Origin of the sequence: Actinophytocola sp. (assembly GCF_009379765.1) — a bacterium.
In the GTDB taxonomy this organism is placed as follows: domain Bacteria; phylum Actinomycetota; class Actinomycetes; order Mycobacteriales; family Pseudonocardiaceae; genus Actinophytocola.
In genome coordinates, this window is record NZ_WHTD01000003.1 from 42,504 (window position 1) to 59,826 (window position 17,323).

The 17,323-nt window shown below is 70.1% G+C and carries 21 protein-coding genes and 2 pseudogenes; 12 read left to right on the plus strand and 11 right to left on the minus strand.

Annotation, left to right across the window (positions count from 1 at the left end; genetic code table 11):
- Nucleotides 1-30: 30 nt before the first annotated feature.
- Both GEV28_RS01360 and GEV28_RS01365 read right to left on the minus strand, forming a co-directional pair.
- Nucleotides 31-285, minus strand: a complete 255-nt coding sequence (locus GEV28_RS01360; protein ID WP_291407691.1) for a WhiB family transcriptional regulator — start codon at nucleotides 283-285, stop codon at nucleotides 31-33.
- A gap of 240 nt (nucleotides 286-525) precedes the next feature.
- On the minus strand, nucleotides 526-1,461 hold the full coding sequence (locus tag GEV28_RS01365) for a diacylglycerol kinase family protein (RefSeq protein ID WP_291407693.1): 936 nt from the start codon (nucleotides 1,459-1,461) through the stop codon (nucleotides 526-528).
- Between the two features lie 71 nt (nucleotides 1,462-1,532).
- Here GEV28_RS01365 and GEV28_RS01370 point away from each other — a divergent pair, with 71 nt between their 5' ends.
- Both GEV28_RS01370 and GEV28_RS01375 read left to right on the plus strand, forming a co-directional pair.
- Nucleotides 1,533-1,964 (plus strand): hypothetical protein, encoded by a 432-nt coding sequence (locus GEV28_RS01370; protein WP_291407695.1) that lies wholly within the window; start codon nucleotides 1,533-1,535, stop codon nucleotides 1,962-1,964.
- Between the two features lie 118 nt (nucleotides 1,965-2,082).
- Nucleotides 2,083-2,820 (plus strand): trypsin-like serine protease, encoded by a 738-nt coding sequence (locus GEV28_RS01375; protein ID WP_291407697.1) that lies wholly within the window; start codon nucleotides 2,083-2,085, stop codon nucleotides 2,818-2,820.
- 260 nt (nucleotides 2,821-3,080) lie between these two features.
- On the opposite strand, the gene GEV28_RS01380 is transcribed toward GEV28_RS01375, so the two are convergent.
- The gene (locus GEV28_RS01380; protein ID WP_291407699.1) at nucleotides 3,081-3,335 is read right to left on the minus strand and encodes a hypothetical protein; all 255 of its coding nucleotides are present in this window, start codon (nucleotides 3,333-3,335) and stop codon (nucleotides 3,081-3,083) included.
- Nucleotides 3,336-3,799: 464 nt separating this feature from the next.
- On the opposite strand from GEV28_RS01380, the gene GEV28_RS01385 reads away from it, so the two are divergent.
- Nucleotides 3,800-4,498, plus strand: a complete 699-nt coding sequence (locus GEV28_RS01385) for a helix-turn-helix transcriptional regulator (protein WP_291407702.1) — start codon at nucleotides 3,800-3,802, stop codon at nucleotides 4,496-4,498.
- Nucleotides 4,499-4,587: 89 nt separating this feature from the next.
- On the plus strand, nucleotides 4,588-5,019 hold the full coding sequence (locus tag GEV28_RS01390) for a VOC family protein (RefSeq protein ID WP_291407703.1): 432 nt from the start codon (nucleotides 4,588-4,590) through the stop codon (nucleotides 5,017-5,019).
- 205 nt (nucleotides 5,020-5,224) lie between these two features.
- Here the strand turns inward: GEV28_RS01390 and GEV28_RS01395 are convergent, their stop codons facing one another.
- Nucleotides 5,225-5,728: a GNAT family N-acetyltransferase gene (locus tag GEV28_RS01395; RefSeq protein ID WP_291407705.1), complete on the minus strand. Its 504-nt coding sequence runs from the start codon at nucleotides 5,726-5,728 to the stop codon at nucleotides 5,225-5,227.
- A 121-nt stretch (nucleotides 5,729-5,849) separates the two neighbouring features.
- Nucleotides 5,850-6,407 carry a TetR/AcrR family transcriptional regulator gene (locus GEV28_RS01400; protein WP_291407707.1) on the minus strand — a complete coding sequence of 186 codons (558 nt, stop codon included), beginning with the start codon at nucleotides 6,405-6,407 and terminating at the stop codon, nucleotides 5,850-5,852.
- 88 nt (nucleotides 6,408-6,495) lie between these two features.
- Here GEV28_RS01400 and GEV28_RS01405 point away from each other — a divergent pair, with 88 nt between their 5' ends.
- Nucleotides 6,496-7,395 carry an SDR family oxidoreductase gene (locus tag GEV28_RS01405; RefSeq protein WP_291407709.1) on the plus strand — a complete coding sequence of 300 codons (900 nt, stop codon included), beginning with the start codon at nucleotides 6,496-6,498 and terminating at the stop codon, nucleotides 7,393-7,395.
- A gap of 112 nt (nucleotides 7,396-7,507) precedes the next feature.
- On the opposite strand, the gene GEV28_RS01410 is transcribed toward GEV28_RS01405, so the two are convergent.
- From GEV28_RS01410 to GEV28_RS01420, 3 genes and pseudogenes are all read right to left on the minus strand, one after another.
- Entirely contained in the window at nucleotides 7,508-8,026 is a 519-nt protein-coding gene (locus GEV28_RS01410) for a pyridoxamine 5'-phosphate oxidase family protein (RefSeq protein ID WP_291407711.1), read from the minus strand.
- A gap of 400 nt (nucleotides 8,027-8,426) precedes the next feature.
- Nucleotides 8,427-8,528: pseudogene (locus GEV28_RS01415) on the minus strand (GNAT family N-acetyltransferase); the annotation flags it as partial.
- Between the two features lie 9 nt (nucleotides 8,529-8,537).
- Nucleotides 8,538-9,128: an acid phosphatase gene (locus tag GEV28_RS01420; protein WP_291407713.1), complete on the minus strand. Its 591-nt coding sequence runs from the start codon at nucleotides 9,126-9,128 to the stop codon at nucleotides 8,538-8,540.
- 112 nt (nucleotides 9,129-9,240) lie between these two features.
- On the opposite strand from GEV28_RS01420, the pseudogene GEV28_RS42085 reads away from it, so the two are divergent.
- Together GEV28_RS42085 and GEV28_RS01430 are read left to right on the plus strand one after the other, a co-directional pair.
- Nucleotides 9,241-9,708 (plus strand): annotated as a pseudogene (locus GEV28_RS42085) (molybdopterin cofactor-binding domain-containing protein); the annotation flags it as partial.
- A 280-nt stretch (nucleotides 9,709-9,988) separates the two neighbouring features.
- On the plus strand, nucleotides 9,989-10,258 hold the full coding sequence (locus GEV28_RS01430) for a hypothetical protein (protein ID WP_291407718.1): 270 nt from the start codon (nucleotides 9,989-9,991) through the stop codon (nucleotides 10,256-10,258).
- 64 nt (nucleotides 10,259-10,322) lie between these two features.
- Here GEV28_RS01430 and GEV28_RS01435 read toward each other — a convergent pair whose 3' ends face one another.
- Nucleotides 10,323-10,655 carry a helix-turn-helix domain-containing protein gene (locus GEV28_RS01435; protein WP_291407720.1) on the minus strand — a complete coding sequence of 111 codons (333 nt, stop codon included), beginning with the start codon at nucleotides 10,653-10,655 and terminating at the stop codon, nucleotides 10,323-10,325.
- A gap of 75 nt (nucleotides 10,656-10,730) precedes the next feature.
- Here GEV28_RS01435 and GEV28_RS01440 point away from each other — a divergent pair, with 75 nt between their 5' ends.
- Together GEV28_RS01440 and GEV28_RS01445 are read left to right on the plus strand one after the other, a co-directional pair.
- Complete coding sequence (locus tag GEV28_RS01440) at nucleotides 10,731-10,991, plus strand: hypothetical protein (RefSeq protein WP_291407722.1); 261 nt, start codon at nucleotides 10,731-10,733, stop codon at nucleotides 10,989-10,991.
- A 99-nt stretch (nucleotides 10,992-11,090) separates the two neighbouring features.
- On the plus strand, nucleotides 11,091-11,693 hold the full coding sequence (locus tag GEV28_RS01445; protein WP_291407724.1) for a hypothetical protein: 603 nt from the start codon (nucleotides 11,091-11,093) through the stop codon (nucleotides 11,691-11,693).
- A gap of 160 nt (nucleotides 11,694-11,853) precedes the next feature.
- Here GEV28_RS01445 and sodN read toward each other — a convergent pair whose 3' ends face one another.
- On the minus strand, nucleotides 11,854-12,261 hold the full coding sequence (sodN, locus tag GEV28_RS01450; RefSeq protein ID WP_291407726.1) for a superoxide dismutase, Ni: 408 nt from the start codon (nucleotides 12,259-12,261) through the stop codon (nucleotides 11,854-11,856).
- A gap of 121 nt (nucleotides 12,262-12,382) precedes the next feature.
- Here sodN and GEV28_RS01455 point away from each other — a divergent pair, with 121 nt between their 5' ends.
- Nucleotides 12,383-12,664, plus strand: coding sequence for a S24/S26 family peptidase (locus tag GEV28_RS01455; RefSeq protein WP_367115010.1), 282 nt, complete (start codon nucleotides 12,383-12,385; stop codon nucleotides 12,662-12,664).
- On the opposite strand, the gene GEV28_RS01460 is transcribed toward GEV28_RS01455, so the two are convergent.
- The gene (locus tag GEV28_RS01460) at nucleotides 12,650-13,252 is read right to left on the minus strand and encodes a dTDP-4-dehydrorhamnose 3,5-epimerase family protein (protein ID WP_291407728.1); all 603 of its coding nucleotides are present in this window, start codon (nucleotides 13,250-13,252) and stop codon (nucleotides 12,650-12,652) included. The genes GEV28_RS01455 and GEV28_RS01460 overlap by 15 nt on opposite strands.
- A 215-nt stretch (nucleotides 13,253-13,467) precedes the next feature.
- Here GEV28_RS01460 and GEV28_RS01465 point away from each other — a divergent pair, with 215 nt between their 5' ends.
- Nucleotides 13,468-14,664 (plus strand): NADP-dependent malic enzyme, encoded by a 1,197-nt coding sequence (locus GEV28_RS01465; protein WP_291407731.1) that lies wholly within the window; start codon nucleotides 13,468-13,470, stop codon nucleotides 14,662-14,664.
- Between the two features lie 63 nt (nucleotides 14,665-14,727).
- Nucleotides 14,728-17,295: a bifunctional diguanylate cyclase/phosphodiesterase gene (locus GEV28_RS01470; protein WP_291407733.1), complete on the plus strand. Its 2,568-nt coding sequence runs from the start codon at nucleotides 14,728-14,730 to the stop codon at nucleotides 17,293-17,295.
- Nucleotides 17,296-17,323 lie beyond the last annotated feature (28 nt).

The following is a 17,323-nucleotide window of genomic DNA, read 5'->3' on the forward strand; positions in this document are numbered from 1 at the left end:
AACCGGGCCTTTCGGCGTCTGAAAAGGAAATCAGGCGTTGCTGCTCGTCCGCGTACGAGCGCTGCGCCGCTTGAGCGCGCGTCGCTCGTCCTCGCTCATCCCGCCCCACACACCTGCGTCCTGGCCGCTCTGCAGCGCCCAGGTCAGGCAGTTGGAAGCAACGGTGCAGCGGTGGCAGACGGCCTTCGCCTGGGCAACCTGCAATATGGCCGGACCACTGGTTCCCACGGGGAAGAACAGCTCGGGGTCCTCGTCACGGCAGGCCGCGCGGTGGCGCCAGTCCATTTCTGCTTGCTCCTCGGATTGGGCGCGTTTAGAAGCGCCTCAGTCGTCAACCGGTTCGTTTGGGGTGCTTGTGAATGCTTTCACGAACCAGCCATATGTCAAGGGTTCTTCATCAGCGAGTGCGTGAACTCACCCGAAAGATCGACGTCAGAGGCCTGCCGGAGCACAGGGTAACAATTAGGTCACAGCTCTGTCTCGCCCCTCAAGTACCTCCCGAGACCGTTTCGGGTCGGCGGAGGACTACCCGACGACCGCGAGCGCATGCCGCACGGATGAGATTCTTACGCAGGTCCGATCCCCGATGAGGTCGCCGTCGCATTGGACGCGGACCGGTTCGGGACTGGTGACCGTGAGCATCGGGACGTCGTCGCGGCGGAGGAGCTTGCCGCCGCGCTGCTCACCCTTTCGGCTGATCGCCTGACGGAGGTGCCTCAGCACCGTCGGTAGACGAAGGCTGTGCAGCGCGAAGATTCCGAGATCAGTGTCGAACCTGCAGCCGCGGTTGAGGTGGATCGCCCGCGCGCCGAGGTAGGTCCACGGGTCCGTGTTCGACACGAAAACGAGGCGCAGCCCCGAAACCGGCTCCTCGCCGGGGATCTCGACGGTCAGCTGCGGCCGCCCGTGCGCGGGCTTCAGGTACTGGGCGATCGCGACTCGCGTGTACAGCGCGGGGCTCGCCTTCTTGCCCCGCTTGCGATCGACCTCCGCCACCACGTCCGCGTCCCAGCCGACGCCCGCGCTGAAGGTGAACCAGCGCGCCGGGTCGCCGGGCCGGTCCGAGTCGACGCGACCGAGGTTGACCCGGCGGTTGCGTCGGTCCTGCAACGCGTGCAGCAGTTGGTGGGTCGCGTCGACGGGGTCGCGCGGCAGGCCGAGCGCTCGCGCGAACACGTTGGCCGAGCCGCCGGGCACGATGCCGAGCATCGGCAACGAGTCGCGCGGACCGCGCGCGAGCAGGCCGTTGACGACCTCGTTCACCGTCCCGTCGCCGCCGTGCGCGACCACGAGGTCGGCGCCGTCCACCGCGGCCTGCCCGGCCGCGGCCTGCGCGTGGCCGCGGTAGTCGGTCTCCAGGATGTCGAGCTTGACCTCGCTGGCCAGAGCGTGCGCGAGCACGTCCCGGCCGGCCGCCGTGGTCGCGGTCGCCTTCGGGTTCACCACCAGGACTGCACGCATGACCGCAGCGTATGCGAGGCGGCTACGATTCACCCGAACGCAGTCGCCTCATCCGCTGAAGGACCCATCGCGTGCGCATCGCCTCCGACGCCCCGCCCACCATCCGCGGGGCCGGACTTCTCGTTGGCCTGCAAGGGTTGACCGGCATCGGGTTCGCCATCGCGCTGCTCGTGCGGGCGCTCGGCGGTGGGTCGACCGAGGGCAACAACGTCTTCGGCGAGGCGGGTTACTTCACGGTCCTGGGCGGCGGTGTGGTCGCCGTCGGCGTCGCGCTGGTGCTCGGCAAGCACTGGGCGCGCAGCCCGTCGGTGGTCGTGGAGCTCCTGCTGCTCGGTGTCGCTTGGTACGCGGCCGGCCCGTCCGGGCGTCCCGGGATCGGGGTACCGGTCGGCGTGCTCTGCGTGGTCGTCCTGTACCTCCTGTTCACCGCCCGCTCCCGGGAATGGTCGCTGGGGCTGGACGATGAGTACGGCGGCGAGGGGGCAGGAAAAACCGGACAGTGACCCGGTAATCGGATTCCCGACTAACGGCGGGTAGTGGATCACCCTCGAACGAGTGACCCTGATGGGGTTCCTTGTCCCTGCTCCGCGGCGCGAAGCCGCGGCTACGAGGTGATTCGCAATGCGTTTCGTTCGCGTCGGGGCGGCCCTACTGGGTGCGGCGGCAGCAGTGCTCGGCTTCATGTCCGTGTCTGGGGCGGCCTCCGCCGACCAGACCGGTGACGTCGGGCCGGCGATCATTGACGGTGGTTTCGCGGAGAACGCCCCGTGGGCCGCCAGGTTGTTCGTGAACGGCCAGGAGAACTGCTCGGCGACGATCATCGCGCCCGAGTGGATCTTGACCGCGCAACACTGCGTGGCCGGTGGCGGCACGTACACCTTCCACATCGGCAGCCTTGACCAGACCCAGGGCGAGTCCGCCACGGGCATCAACATCCAGACCCACCCGTCGGCCGACCTCGCGCTCGTCCAGCTCGACCACGCGGTGAGCGCGACCTACTCGCCGCTGGGCACAGCCGACGCGGTGGATGTCGGGCAGACCGTCCAGGTCTACGGCTGGGGCGCGACCTGCACCGACCAGCCCGAGATCAACTGCCAGTCCCAGCTGCTCAAGGTGGCGAACGTGGGCGTGAGCTCGGTCAGCTGCTCGGACTACATCGGCGGCACCGCGGTGTGCGCCAACCGGATCGACGGCATCACCGCCGGCGGCGACTCCGGTGGTCCGATGTTCGCCACCAGCCCGGCGGACGGCGGCTACTACCAGGTCGGCGTGGCGTCCACGAGCGACCGGCAGACCTTCACCGCCTACACGAACGTCACCCAGTACCGCGACTGGATCGCGGGCATCGCAGGCGTCTGACGCACAGTGCCCGAGCGCCGCGTCCGGTATCCCGGCCGCGGCGCTCGCCCTGTCAGCCGCCGCGCCGGTCTGGCCGGACGTAGAGGTCCTCAAGGTAGATGCCGTGCGCGCCGCGCCAGGACGGAATGCACGGGGGAATACGGAGTCAAGAGGCATCGGCGCCTTGGCCGCCATCAACATCGCGATGACAGCGGTTCCTGGTGGTCGCGCTCGCTTGGCGGCAGAAGCGGACGTTCAGCGCCGATGGGGAGCCTGCATGGTCATCCATCCGAAGGAGCCTGGTTGTGCGCCCAGAACGGCTGATACATCCTGTCCGGTTTGCTGTTGCGCCGCACTTCCCGATACACCGTCTGGAAGCTCTTGCCGATCTGGGCGGCAATGACCTTCTTGACCCACAGCTGATCGACACGCCGACCACACGCGCCGCCGCGGCACCTCTGTGGCCCTGGCGGATCAGCTCGAAGTACCGCTTCTTGACCGAACCCGGGCATCTTGTTCGGCGCATAACGAGGCATCCAGCCCTCCCACAGAGTGCCGTTCGCAACCACCGATGGAACTCAAGGGCCAACAACGAGGTCGTGGCGTCCAGGCGCGCTGCGGGTATGCGAGGTGCCCGCCTGGCCATCCCGATCCCTTTGTGGGACACCGACTCGGCGGAGGCACCGATGACTCTTCAGCGCGATGTCGTCATCCTGTGCCACGCTTTCCTGGTGAGACGGCGTCGTGGACTATGCCGCTGGAATCCGGTCAGCGGTCGGCCAGCGGACTCAACGGCCCGCTTGCCGGATTCGGCACGGGCGAGGGAACCAGCAGCGTGGCACGGTCGGGGACGGTCGTGAGTTGTGATTCTGCTTGTGGTCGGCGCGAGATGATGTTCCGTGGTCCCTGCGCGGCGCTGCGGGCGCATGTGCGGGGTTACTTCGGATACTTGGAGAGCGCGGCGGGCCGCACGTGCCGGGTGGAGCTGTCCTCGGGGGTCGTGGGGCTGATCGTCGGCTTCGGGCCGCCGGTTGGGATCATGTATCCCTGTCATGGCTCAGGCCCGACAGCGCGTGTCACGTCGTTCGTGGCCGGGCTGCACGACTCTTACGCGGTGGCCGAATCGACCGGCTTGCAGCACGGAGTGGAAATCGACCTCACGCCAATCGGCGCGCACATGCTCCTGGGTGTGCCCATGGACAGCGTTGCCAATCGCGTCGTCGAGCTCGAGCACGTGCTCGGCCGGTTTGCCGCTCGCCTCGTCGAGCAGCTTCATGAAGCGGAGAGCTGGCCGGCACGTTTTGACGTGCTCGACGCCGCGATCGCGAACCGGTTGGCCGCTGCTCGCGAACCGTCACCGGCTATCAGCTGGGCTTGGCGCAGATTGAATGAGACCGGCGGGCGGCTAGGCATTGGCGCGCTTGCCGACGAACTGGGATCAAGCCGCCAGTATCTGGTCACCAGATTCCGAGAGGAGGTTGGGCTGCCGCCCAAAACGCTGGCGCGCATCCTGCGTTTCCAGCGCGCCATTCGGCTCCTGGAGCGCGCAGACGTAGCCCTCCTGACCAGGGTTGCGCGCGAGTGCGGCTACTACGACCAAGCGCACTTCAACCGGGACTTCCGCAACTTCGCCGGCAGCACGCCGCGTGAGTTTCTCGCTCGACGCCTGCCCGATCGCGGCGGTGTGCTCTGCGGTTGAGCACGGCGCGCGGATGACATCCGTCCAAGACGGGCGTCGATCCGCGACCGTAGCGTGCGGGGCGAACCTCGAAACGATGGGAGAGCCACATGGCCGAGCACAGCGCGCCGAACATCTTCCCCGAGTTGGTCTATGACGACGCGCCAGCCGCCCTCGAGTGGCTCGCGCGGGTGTTCGGTTTCGTCAAGGGGGAGGTCATCGAGGGCCCCGATGGGACCATCGCCCACGCCGAGATGCACTTGGGCGCCGGGACGATCATGCCGAAGTCGCCCATGGCCGAGACCGAGTTCGGGATGATGAGCCCGCGAGCCCTTCGAGGCATCAACCAGTGCCTCTACGTCGCCGTCGACGATCCCGACGCGCACTACGAGCACGCGAAGGCCGCCGGCGCCAAGATCATCCAGGAACCCTTCGACACTGACTACGGTGCACGCAACTACACGACCTGGGACCTCGAAGGCCATCTCTGGAGTTTCGGCACTTATTTGCCACGGGACGGCAGCGCGCAAGCCGGAGGCTGAGTGATACCGGTAAAGCATCTGGCGGCAACCCAGTGAGCTCGCATGTCGCGAGGGATACCTCGCCCCAGAAACACCGCAGTTCAACACCGATGCCGATAGAGGTGTCCCGTAGGCCCTGCCCGGTGAAGATTCCCGCAGCGGCGCGGCGGCGGTCTGGGACACCCCGCCGCCCGCACCGATGACCACAGGGTGCCACCGAAGGCGCTTAGTTGTTCGTAGCCTCGGCCTGGGTTCCGGCCAGTCGGTTCAGTGCGGCCCCGGTGAGTCGGTACACGGTCCATTCGTCCATAGGGACCGCGTCGAGCGACTCGTAGAGGCCGATGGCCGGCTCGTTCCAGTTCAGGACCCACCACTCGAGTCGTGCATACCCCCGCGCGACGCACTCTTCGGCGAGTGCGGTCAGTAGCGCTTTGCCCAGGCCGCTGCCGCGTGCGTCCGGCTGGACGTAGAGGTCCTCCAGGTAGACGCCGTGTGTGCCGTGCCAGGTGGAGAAGTTCTTGAACCACAGCGCGCAGCCGACCACCTCACCGTCCAGGTCGGCGACGTGGGCGAACAGCGCGGGAGACTCGCAGAACAGCGCGGCGCGCAGTTGATCGGCGGTGAGATGGCACTCGTCCGCGGCGCGCTCATACTCGGCCAGCTCGTGGACGAGCGTCACGATGGCATTCACATCCGATTCTTCGGCCCGCCGAACACGGTGGTCTGGCAAGGAGATCTCCTCTCCGAGTCGACGATTGACATCTTCAGCCGTCGACCAGCGCTGTGAGGCGGGGGACTGGTTGTGACATCAGTGGCCTGGTTCGGGCTGAGGCGTGGGCGTCGGTAGGGCGTCACTTCAGGGCACGCAGCGCCGCCGCGGCCTCCGCGACACAGGCGGCGAAGCCAGGCGGCTCCTCTGCCGATACCCAGTGCGCGAACGCGACACGGAAGACCGTGACAGCGCTGTGGGCGGCAAGGCTGGCGGTGGGGTCGGCGACCCCGCGCGTGCGCAACGCTTCGGCCGTCGCGTCGCCCATCGCCGCGAGCTTCAGCAACTCGCGCTCCAGCAGGCTCGGGTTGGCCGCGATGATCCGGGAGCGGCGCACGGCGTGGTCGCGACGGTCCTCCAGCAGGCCGCCGCCCGCGACCATCCCGGCCAGCGCCGCGTCGAGCGGCGAGAACTCGGCCGGCGCGCCCTGGATCGCGTCGTAGGCCGTCCGCTCCATGGTCCTGGAACCGTCGAAGAGGACCTCGCGCTTGTCGGTGAAGTGCCGGAAGAAGGTGCGCTCAGTGACGTCGGCGCGCTCGGCGATGTCGCCGGCGGTGGTCTGCTCGAAGCCGTGCTCGGCGAAGAGCTCCATCGCGGCGCGGATCATCCGCCCCCGCGCGTCCGGTTTCCAGCGACCCATCTCCAGGAGTGTAGTGATGACAGTCGCTGACATGCAGTGCTACCGTTGATGTCAGTAACTGACATGCCTACAAAAAAGGAAGCCCACCATGCGCGTCTTCGTCACCGGTGCCTCCGGCTGGATCGGCTCGGCCGTCACGGACGAACTCCTCACCCACGGCCACAAGGTCGTCGGCCTCGCCCGCTCCGACGAGGCGGCCGCCGCCCTCGAGGCCAAGGGCGCCATCGCCCACCGCGGCAGCCTCGACGACGTCGACAGCCTGGCCGCGGCGGCCGCGGCGGCGGACGGGGTCATCCACCTCGCCTTCAAGCACGACTTCTCCGACTACGCCGGCGCCGGCCGCAGCGAGCACGCCGCCGTCCAGCGGATGCTCGACACGCTCGAGGGCAGCACCCGGCCGTTCCTGCTCGCCTCCGGGCTGGCGTCGGGCGTGATCGGGCGACCGTTGACCGAGGACGACGCGTCGCCGCACCACGGTGCCGACTCGATGCGTGGCGGCAGCGAGAACCTCGCCCTGTCCTACGCCGACCGCGGGGTCCGGCCCGTGGCGCTGCGCTTCTCCCCGACCGTGCACGGTATGGGCGACCACGGCTTCACCGCGACGCTGACGAAGATCGCGAGGGAGCGCGGAGCGGCTGGCTACATCGGCGACGGCTCCACCCGCTGGGCGGCCGTGCACCGCTCCGACGCCGCGCGGATCGTCCGGCTCGCGCTGGAGAAGGCCCCGGCGGGTTCGCGGATGCACGCGGTGGCCGAGGGCGGGCTCCCCTCCCGCGACATCGCCGCCGCCATCGGCGACTACCTGGGCCTGCACACGGTGTCGGTCGCACCGGAGGACACCGAGGCCCACTTCGGCTGGATCGGAGGCTTCTTCGGCATGGACGTCACCGCGTCGAGCGCCCGCACCCGGGAGCGGCTCGGCTGGACACCGACGGGCCCGACCCTCTTCGAGGACATCGCGGCCGGAGCCTACCCGCTGCCAGAGTGACCGCTCCTCGCTGAAGGAGCCCGGCGACCACGCCGGCAAGCACACCGACCAGGCACGCTGTGTGGGTGAGCTCGCCGACCGACCTGCGGCATGTAGCCGTCATCGCGCTGGCTCAGTGGGCGAAGGCCCAGCGGGTGGCGCCGTGTGGCTCGGCGCTGGCCACGCCTACGGCGGTGTGCAGCGTGAGGCGGTACAGGTGCCAGGGTGCGGGGCCCGCACTGGGCGCGCTGTACGGGGCCGTGAGCGCGTCGCCCTCCACCGAAGCCGGCCAGCCGCCCGCGCGGTACATGGCCGCCACACGCTCCAAGGTGGAGGAGTCAGTGACCCGGCGGGCCTCGCCCTCCAGCACCAGGTCGATGCCGCGCAAGCGTACCGACACACTGCACGCCGGGTTGGCCGCCAGGTTGCGCGACCTGCGCGTGCCCGGCCCGCCCGTGAAATACAGGGCCCCGTCCACCCAGACGGCCCCGACGCCCGCCGAGTGCGGCCGTCCGTCGGGCCGCACAGTCGCCACGAAGAACGTCAGGTCGGCTCCGGGTGTGTCGCTGGCGAGGACGTCACGCGGACGGCTCCAGGGCAGCTCCGCGGACCCGTATCGGTCGAGATTGTGAGTTGAGATCGGCTCGTTCATGGTGTCAGTCATACCTGTGCGTCGAACGAGTCGACCCCTGTTCGACACCTGGACCCGACGAAATTTCGCCTTTGCAGACCACCTCCTGGGATTCGCACGTGCGAACAGTGGCAACCGGCACGGCTCGCTGGTTTTCGCGGCGGCGGACCCGAGCTGCCCTCGTGCTCATCGGCGGATGCGCGCAATTCGGGAACGCGCTCGGCGGCAGATGTGCGCGTTGAGAGCGTGGAAGGTTCCCTCGGACACCCGTCCCCGCAAGGCAGTCGAGAGCGTCCGGGTCTTCGCGCTTGGGGCAGGCGGACAGGGCAACTGCGCTCTCTTGCTTGGGCGGCTCACGCAGCCGCACGTGAGGCAGGCGATCCGGTTGCCGCCGCCGCTCGCGCCGCGGCCTACGCGGGCGGCATTCCTGCGGCGCACGCTCGTACTCGGCGAGCTCGTACACCAGGCCGACCACGGCGTCCACATCGGACTCACGAACCCGGCGCACCCGTGGATCCGGCATCCTGCCACCTCATTCCAGTACCGGCGGCACGTTCAGCCGTTTGACCTGAGGCGCGCCACGCTCGTCGCCGAGCACCGAGATCGCCGCCGCATCGAGTCCGAAGTGGACCCCGCCGTCCGGTGGCATGCCCAGCCAGGTGGCCACCAGGACTCGGCTGAAGTGCCCGTGTCCCACCAGGATGACATCGCCGTCCGACAACGCCGCGCGTACCCGCTCGACCATCCGCGCCGCGCGGGAGCCGATCTGGGCCGCGGTCTCGCCGCCGGGGCAGGGGTGGGTCCACACCGTCCAGCCGGGTACGGTCTCGCGGATCTGCGGCGTCGACAGCCCCTCGTACTCGCCGTAGTCCCATTCGGCGAGGTCCTCGGTGACCATGCCGACGCTGAGCCCGGCGAGCTCGGCCGTGCGCAGCGCCCTGGTGCGCGGGCTCGCGGCCACCAGCGCGGGCGGCTCGGCGCCCCGCATCGCGCCGAGCATGCGGCCGGCGTCGCCCGCGCGGCGCTCCCCGGTGGGGGTGAGCGGGAGGTCGGTCCTGCCGGTGTGCCGGCCGGTGCGCGACCACTCGGTCTCGCCGTGCCGCAACAGGTACAGCGCGGTCATGTGGCATCTCCTGCCGGTCGTGGTTGGCTTGCCACCGTAAAGCAGGAGGCGGCCCGTGGCAGGACCGCACCGGCGACCGGCTCAGCGGCGGGTCGGGTCGGCCAGGGCGCCGGTGAGAAGTGGAGCCCATAGGCCGGCCGCACACGCCGCCGAGGTCGCCCCGGCCCTGGACGTCGAGCCGGCGTCGGTGCGGGTGCTCGGCCCGCACGTCGGCGGGGGCTTCGGCGGCAAGGCGTTCGTCTGGTCGCCGGTCCTGTTCGCCGCCGCGGCGGCCCGCAGGCTCGGCCGGCCGGTCAAGATCGCTGTCACCCGCGAGCAACTCCACACCGTCACCGGCCACGGCGCGGAGCTGACCCAGACGATCACCCTCGGCGCCGCCAGGGACGGCACCCTCGGCGCGGTGCGCTTCGACGCGATCTCCGAGCACGAGAGCGAGGATCCGGGCAACCGGGCGATCCTGAACTTCTACCGGATGCCCAACATCCACGTCGGACTCCGCTCGATGAGCCTGGACCTCCCGCAGCAGACGATCATGCGCGCGCCCGGCGACGAGGCCGGCTCGTTCGCCTACGCGTGCGCGATGGACGAGCTGGCCGGCCGGCTCGGCCTGGACCCGGTCGACCTTCGGCTGCGGAACTACCTCACGACGTCGTTGAAGGACGGGCTTCCGGTGTCCAGCAAGCATCTCGACGAGTGCTACCGGGTCGGCGCGCGCGAGTTCGGCTGGGCGGCGCGCCACCGGACGCCGGGGTCGGTCCGCGACGGCGACTGGTTCGTCGGGGTGGGGATGGCCACCGGCGTCTTCGGCGCCGACCTCGAGCGCCGCCCTCGGGGCGATCGGTTCCGGCGGCACGGCGACCGTGACCGCGGCGGTCCACGACACGGCGGCGACCGGGCGGATCGCCAACGCCAACCTCGCCGACTACCTGATCCCGGTCAACGCCGACATCCCGGGCATCGGCGTGCGGTTCCTCGACCACCCGGACCCGAACGTCTCCGCCGTCGGCGCCCGCGGTCTCGGCGAGCTCGGCACCATCGGGTCGGCGGCCGCGATCGCCAACGCCGTCCAACACGCCACCGGCATCCGCGTCCGCGACCTGCCGATCACGCCCGACAAGCTGCTCCGGTGAACGAGCTTGCGAGTGAATCATTGGTACAGGGCGAGCTTGCGAGTGGACATTGGTACGGAGCGGCTCACCCGCGTTCGCGCGACTCGATCCTGGCCATGTTCCGCTCGCCCCACTCGCCCAGCGGCAGCAGCGCCGTGTTGAGCGAGGCGCCGTAGTCGGTCATCGAGTAGTCCACCCGGGGCGGCACCTGGCGGTAGACCTCGCGGTGCACGAGCCCGTCGGCCTCCATCTGGCGTAGCTGCTGGATGAGCATCTTCTCGGTGATGCCGGAGACCAGCCGGCGCAGCTCGCCGAAGCGGCACGGGCCGTGCGCGTGCAGCGCCCAGAGGATGAGCGGCTTCCACTTGCCGCCGACGACGTCGATGGCGGCGTCCAGGCCGCAGCTGTACTCCCGCATTACTTACCTTTCGGTGAGTATTGCACTTTCAAGTCGGTACTCATTCATCGTAAAGCTTCGGCCGAAGATCGAGGCATGACTTCTGTGACCGTGCTCGGCCTGGGCAGGACGGGCCGCGCACTGGCCGGCGCGCTGCCCGCGCGGGTGCCGTCCTACCTCGACGGCGGCATCATGGCCATCCCGTCGATGATCGCCACGCCGGGTGCCGTGCTGCTCCACAGCGGCCCGCTTTCCTCGTTTCGTCGAGTGGCGGCCGGTGATCGAGCTCTTGTTGTCGGACCCCTCGGCTACGTTGCGCCCATGAGAGCAGCCGGCCCCCACGTCGCTGGTCCCTGACCCGACGGTGCAGACGGACCACCGCATCTGGTTCGACAGACTACGACCTGTGAGAAACGACGGTCGGCACGAGCCGAGCATGGAAGGGGATGGGGCCCGATGGGCTTCTGGGGCAGTTTCGTCGTCTGTCGCTCACTGGAGGAGCTCCCGGCGCTGATGCCGGCTCTCGAGGCCTTCGAGGTGGATCCGGCCGGTGACTTCGCGGAGCCGTGGCGTGTCTGGCGCGTGTGGACACGTACGCGCTCGTTGCCCGCGGACACCTTCGATGTGCTGACGGCGTCCTCGCGAGGGCCTGTCCTGATCGGAAAGATCGTGGCCAGCAGCGGCGCACAGGTCAGGGCGATCAGCGCACCCTCAGGTCCGTGGGAGACATACCTACACCTCGAGTCGCTCCTGAGCTACGTGGTCGTGCCGTGGGCCCCGTTCGACGAGGACGGCAACCCGTTGGATGACGACGCCCTCAAGGAACAGAATGCGAGGTACGAGCGTGAGGTAGCGGCTGTGCGGGAGGAACTCTTGGCGTCGGCGCACATGGGTATCGAGGCTGCCCGACGAGCGGCCTCCTGGGCACGCGACGCCGGTCTGGTACCGGCACCCGACGACGATCTCAGGCGAGTCCTCGACAGCCGGTCGGTGTTCGTCGAGGAGACCTTCTTCGAACTCCTGCGCCGGCTCGGGTTGCCCGAGGTTCGCGAGAAGTGAACAGAAGCCTCCGCACAGCCGTTCGTCGCCGACCAGGGCCGGTGTAGAGCATCAGGACATGCCGGCCGCTTCATGGCGCCGCCGGCCTTGGCGACAACGAGAAACGGCGCCCACCACGGAAGGTGTCTCCGCTGGTCAGCGCCGTTCTCAGGCCTTGGCCTCAGCCGCTCTTGGTCTCCCAGAAGATCTTGTCGATCTCGGCGATCAGGTCCAGCAGCTCCTGACCCTTGGCCGGGTCCATGGAGCCCTTGGTCCCGGCCGCGCCCGCGGCCTTCGTGGCCTTGTTGACCAGTTCGTGCAGCTGCGGGTACTTCTCGAAGTGCGGTGGCTTGAAGTAGTCCGTCCACAGGACCCACAGGTGGTGCTTCACCAGCTCGCTGCGCTGCTCCGCGATGAGGATCGCGCGCGTGCGGAACTCCGGGTCCTCGTTGTCCTGGTACTTCTGCTGGATGGCCTTCACCGACTCGGCCTCGATGCGGGCCTGCGCCGGGTCGTACACACCGCAGGGGAGGTCGCAGTGTGCGGTGGCCTCCAGGCGTGGGCCGAGAATGCGCGACAGGAGTCGCATCTTTCCTCCTGAACAGGTTGACGCTCCGACGGTTTGGACACTACTCCCGGCATGCTGTGCGGACACGGCGGAGGTGATCTGACTGAACCGGCTCGGCTGGCTGCCCTACCGGCGCATTCGGGTGCGTGGCCCCTCGATGGCGCCGACGCTCAGGGACGGCGACGTCGTGCTCGCGCGGCGCGGCAGCCGGGCTCGACCGGGCGACATGGTGGTGGTCACGTGGGGGACCCGACCCGGGCAGCTGTCGATCAAGCGGGCGGTCCGGCCGGAACAGGGCGGCTGGTTCGTCGTCGGCGACAACGACCTCGCCTCGACCGACTCCCGAGAGCTCGGTGCCGCGGCCGTCCACGGTGTGATCACCTGGCGCGTGTGGCCCCGGCCGAAGAAGCTAGGCCGACCGTAGCCGTCGGTACAGGTCCAGGCAGTCGGCGTACCGGGGGAGCAGGCCGGCCTTCTCCGCCTCGGCGAGCCCCGGCGCGGCCCTGTCCTTGTCCGACATGATCACCTCGATGTCCGCGGGCCAGGGCAGGTCGAGCGCCGGGTCCAGCGGGTTGAGACCGTGCTCGCCGGCCGGGTCGTAGCCGGTGGAGCAGAGATACGAGACGACCGTGTCGTCCTCGAGCGCCATGATCCCGTGCGCCACGCCCTCCGGCATGTACACGGCCCGGAAGTCGACCGGGTCCAGCCGCACCGCGTCCCACCGGCCGAACGTCGGCGACCCGACCCGGATGTCGACGACGATGTCGAGGAGGGCGCCCTGCGGGCAGTGGACGTACTTCGCCTGGCTGGGCGGGACGTCGGCGAAGTGCAGGCCGCGGATGGTGCCGCGGCGTGACTTGCTGTGGTTGGTCTGCGCGATCCGCAACGGGTGCCCGACGGCCTTGACGAACGGCTCCTCGAGATACGGGCAGACGAACAGCCCGCGGTCGTCGGGGAACACCCGGGGGGTGAACTCGAACGCGCCCGGTACCGCCAGTTCCCGCACATCCATGTGACGCACAGTACTGGCCCCGGCCGGTCACCCCGGTCGGCGGACCTGTCACACTGTGGTCACCGCAGCGTCCGCGGTTGCCCGCCAACAATCCGCGGGTGGCCGACCGGCCGGCAGTCGAGATGCGTCGACAACACCCGATCGATGCTCCATCACGCCGCGACCCCGCGGGGCTACTTTCTGTTCCCCCCGCTTCGGCCCGTTGGAGGGACGCAATGACCACCGTGAACGACCCGCTCGTGCAGCCCGACCTGAACGCTCCCGTCACCGACGACGAGATCTTCCGAGCCCACGAGGGCGGCAAGCTCGACGTCGCGGTGACCAGCCCGATCGCCGACCCGCGCGCGCTGTCGATCGTCTACACCCCCGGCGTGGCCAAGGTCAGCCGGGCGATCGCCGAGGACGCGGAGCTGGCGAAGAAGTACACCTGGACCAACCGCCTCGTCGCCGTGGTCAGCGACGGCACCGCCGTGCTGGGCCTCGGCGACATCGGCGCCCGCGCCGCGCTCCCGGTCATGGAGGGCAAGTCCGCGCTGTTCAAGACCTTCGGCGGGCTCAACTCGATCCCGCTGGTGCTCGACACCACCGACGTCGACGAGATCGTCGAGACCGTCGTGCGGCTGCGCCCGTCCTTCGGCGCGGTCAACCTCGAGGACATCGCCGCGCCGCGGTGCTTCGAGATCGAGAAGCGGCTCATCGAGGCGCTGGACTGCCCGGTCATGCACGACGACCAGCACGGCACCGCGATCATCCTGCTGGCCGCGCTGCGCGGCGCCAACACCGTGCTCGACCGGCCGATCGAGAACGAGCGGATCGTCATCGCGGGCGCCGGCGCGTCCGGCGTGGCCTGCGCGAACTTCCTGCTCTCCGCCGGGGCCGGCGAGGTCGTCGTGGTCGACTCGCGGGGCATCATCCACGAGGGCCGCGAGGGGCTGAACCCGGTGAAGGCCGAGCTCGCCACCCGCACGAACAGCGCCGGCCTCACCGGCGGGCTGGCCGAGGCGATCGACGGCGCGGACGTGTTCGTCGGCCTGTCCGGCTCGACCGTGCCGGAGGACCTGATCGCGACGATGGCACCGAAGTCGATCGTGTTCGCGCTGTCGAACCCCGACCCGGAGATCCACCCGGACGTGGCACGCCGGCATGCCGCGATCGTGGCGACCGGCCGAAGCGACTTCCCCAACCAGATCAACAACTCGCTGGCGTTCCCCGGCGTGTTCCGCGGGGCGCTCGACGCGGGCGCGCGGCGGATCACCGAGCGGATGAAGATGGCCGCCTCGGACGCCATCGCGGCGGTCGCGGCGGAGGATCTCTCGGCCGACTACATCGTGCCCAGCGGCGTCGACCCGCGGGTCGCGCCCGAGGTCGCGGCGGCAGTCGCACAGGCGGCCAGGGAGGACGGGGTAGCCTGAGCGTCGGCGGGAAGATCGGCGGCTACGCCCGGCCCGCCGGCATGCGGGCGAGAGGATGGCGCGGTGGCCGAGCATGTCGTGCGTACCGGCTTGCCCACGAATGAGGTGCCGGCCGGCGAGTTAGGCATGCCCGAGCTCGACGCCGCCGGCTTCGAACCACCGCTGGTCAACCACGTCACCAACGACGTGACCAGGCGCTTCCCGATCACCGACGCCGAGGATCTCGCCGAGCTCGGGCTGTGGAGCGTCGACATCGAGGCCGGTCACGCCCACTTCTCCGCGGGCCTGCGGGTGCTGTGCGGGTTACCCGACGACTGCACGGTCACCGACGCGATCGGCATGGTGCACGCCGAGGACCATGCGCTGCTGGCCGAGTTCCGGGCCGGCCTCCACACGCCGGACGGGCAGCCCGCCGAGATCGAGGTTCGGGACGCGGCCGGCCGGCGCACCTTCCAGCTCCGCGCCCGCTCCGAGCTCGACGCCGCCGGCCGCGTGGTGCGCGTCCGGGGCATCGTCCAGGACGTCACCCGGTTCCGCGAGGTCGAGCGGCGGGCGAGCCAGGACCGGCGGCTGTTCGGCGACGCGCAGCGGGTGGCCCGCCTGGGCACCTGGGAGTGGAACACCGCGACCGGCGAGTGCGTGTGGTCGTCGATGCTCTGCGAGCTGTTCGGGATCGACCCCGACACCCCGGTCACTTACACCGAGTACCTGAGCTTCGTGCACCCCGACGACCGCGCCTGGGTCGACGAGCGGTGGCGCGAGCTCGCCACCGACGGCCGGCCGATCGAGGTGGAGCACCGGGTGGTGCGGCCGGACGGCGCGCGCCGGGTGTTCAACTGCCGGGGCGCCGCGTTCGACCGTGGCGGCCAGATCATGATCGGCACCGCGCTGGACGTCACCGAGCAGCGCTACACCGAGACCCGGATGATGCGCTCGTCGCAGCGGTTCTCCGACCTCGTCGCCATCGCGCCGGTCGGCATCGGGCTGTTCGACGAGACCGAGCGGCTGGTCGACGCCAACGAGGCACTGTGCCGGCTGCTCGAGATGGACCTCGAGCGGCTGCGCGGCCAGGCCGCCGCCGAGCTCGCCCACCCCACCGACCGCGCCGAGTCGCTGCTCGGCGTCCTCGACGAGAGCCGGCGCGCACGCACCGCCGCCGACCTGCGGGCGGGTCAGCGGGTGCTCGTCACCGCGTCGGGCAAGCCGGTGTACTGCGAGCTCGGCGTCACCGAGTCGGTCGCCGACGACGGCCGGCGGTTCTGGCTCGTGGTGTTCTCCGACGTCACCGACCGGCGCCGGGCCGCGGAGCGGCTGCGCTACCAGGCCACCCACGACGAGCTCACCGGCCTGCCGGGGCGCGCCGCGGTCAACGAGCTGCTTGGCCAGCTGCTGGGCGGGCCCGAGGCCGACGCCGTCGCGCTGCTGTTCTGCGACGTCGACAACTTCAAGCGGGTCAACGACTCCCTCGGCCACGACGTCGGCGACGAGCTGATCATCGCGCTGGCCCGCAGGCTCGAGCGTGGGCTGCCGCCGTCCTGCACGCCGGCCCGCATGTCCGGCGACGAGTACGTGGTCATCTGCTCGGACGTGCACGAGGTCGGCGGCGTCGAGGCGCTCGCCAACCGGGTCGCCCGGCTGCTGCGGACCGCGGTGCCGGTGCGCGGCCAGCTGCTGCGGGTGTCGGCCACGATCGGCGCGGCGGTCCCGAGCGGATCGGACACGTCCGCGGCCGACCTGCTGCGCTTCGCCGACGCGGCGATGTTCAACGCCAAGCGGCAGGGCACCGGGCGGGTGTCGCTGGCCAACGCCGAGCTGATCAAGAACGCGAACAGCCAGATGCTGCTCGAGGGCCAACTGCGGGACGCGATCTCGGGTGACGGCCTGGTGCTGCACTACCAGCCGGTGGTCGGGCCGGACGGCACGATCCTGTCCGCGGAGGCGCTGGTGCGCTGGCCGCACCCGGAGCGCGGGCTGCTCGCCCCCGGCGAGTTCCTGCCGGTCGCCGAGCAGGGCGACCTGATGCGCGAGCTGGACCGGTGGGTGCTGCGCACCGCGCTGGGCGAGGCGGCGAAGTGGCCGATGCTCGCCGGCGGCGTGCTCGGTGGCGGTCCTGGCGTGGCGGTCAACCTGGCCGGGCTCGTGCCGGGCGACCCGGAGTTCGTCGAGATCGTGTCCGCGGTCGTGGCCGAGACCGGCATCGCCTGGGACCGGGTGGTGCTGGAGCTGGTGGAGACCAGCCTGATCGACCTGCCGTCCCGCACCCGCTCGACGATGGCCGAGCTCGCCGACCGGGGCGTCCGGTTCGCCGTGGACGACTTCGGCACGGGCTACTCGTCGCTGGCGCGGCTCAAGGAGCTGCCGGCACAGATCATCAAGATCGACCGCGCGTTCGTGTCCGGCGTCGCCACCGAGGCGGCCGATTTCGCCGTGGTGCGGGCGCTGGTCGACATGGCCCGCGCGATGGGCCGCGCGTGCGTGGCGGAGGGCGTGGAGAACGAGTCGCAGTTCCATGTGCTGCGCAGCTTCGGGGTCGAGGCCTACCAGGGTTGGCTGCTGTCCCGGCCGGTGCCGGCCGCCGAGTTCCACGAGCTGCTGCAGCTGGGTCCGCTGCACGTCCCCACCGGCTCCTGAGCGCGCTCGCCGGCTTCGAGATCGTCTC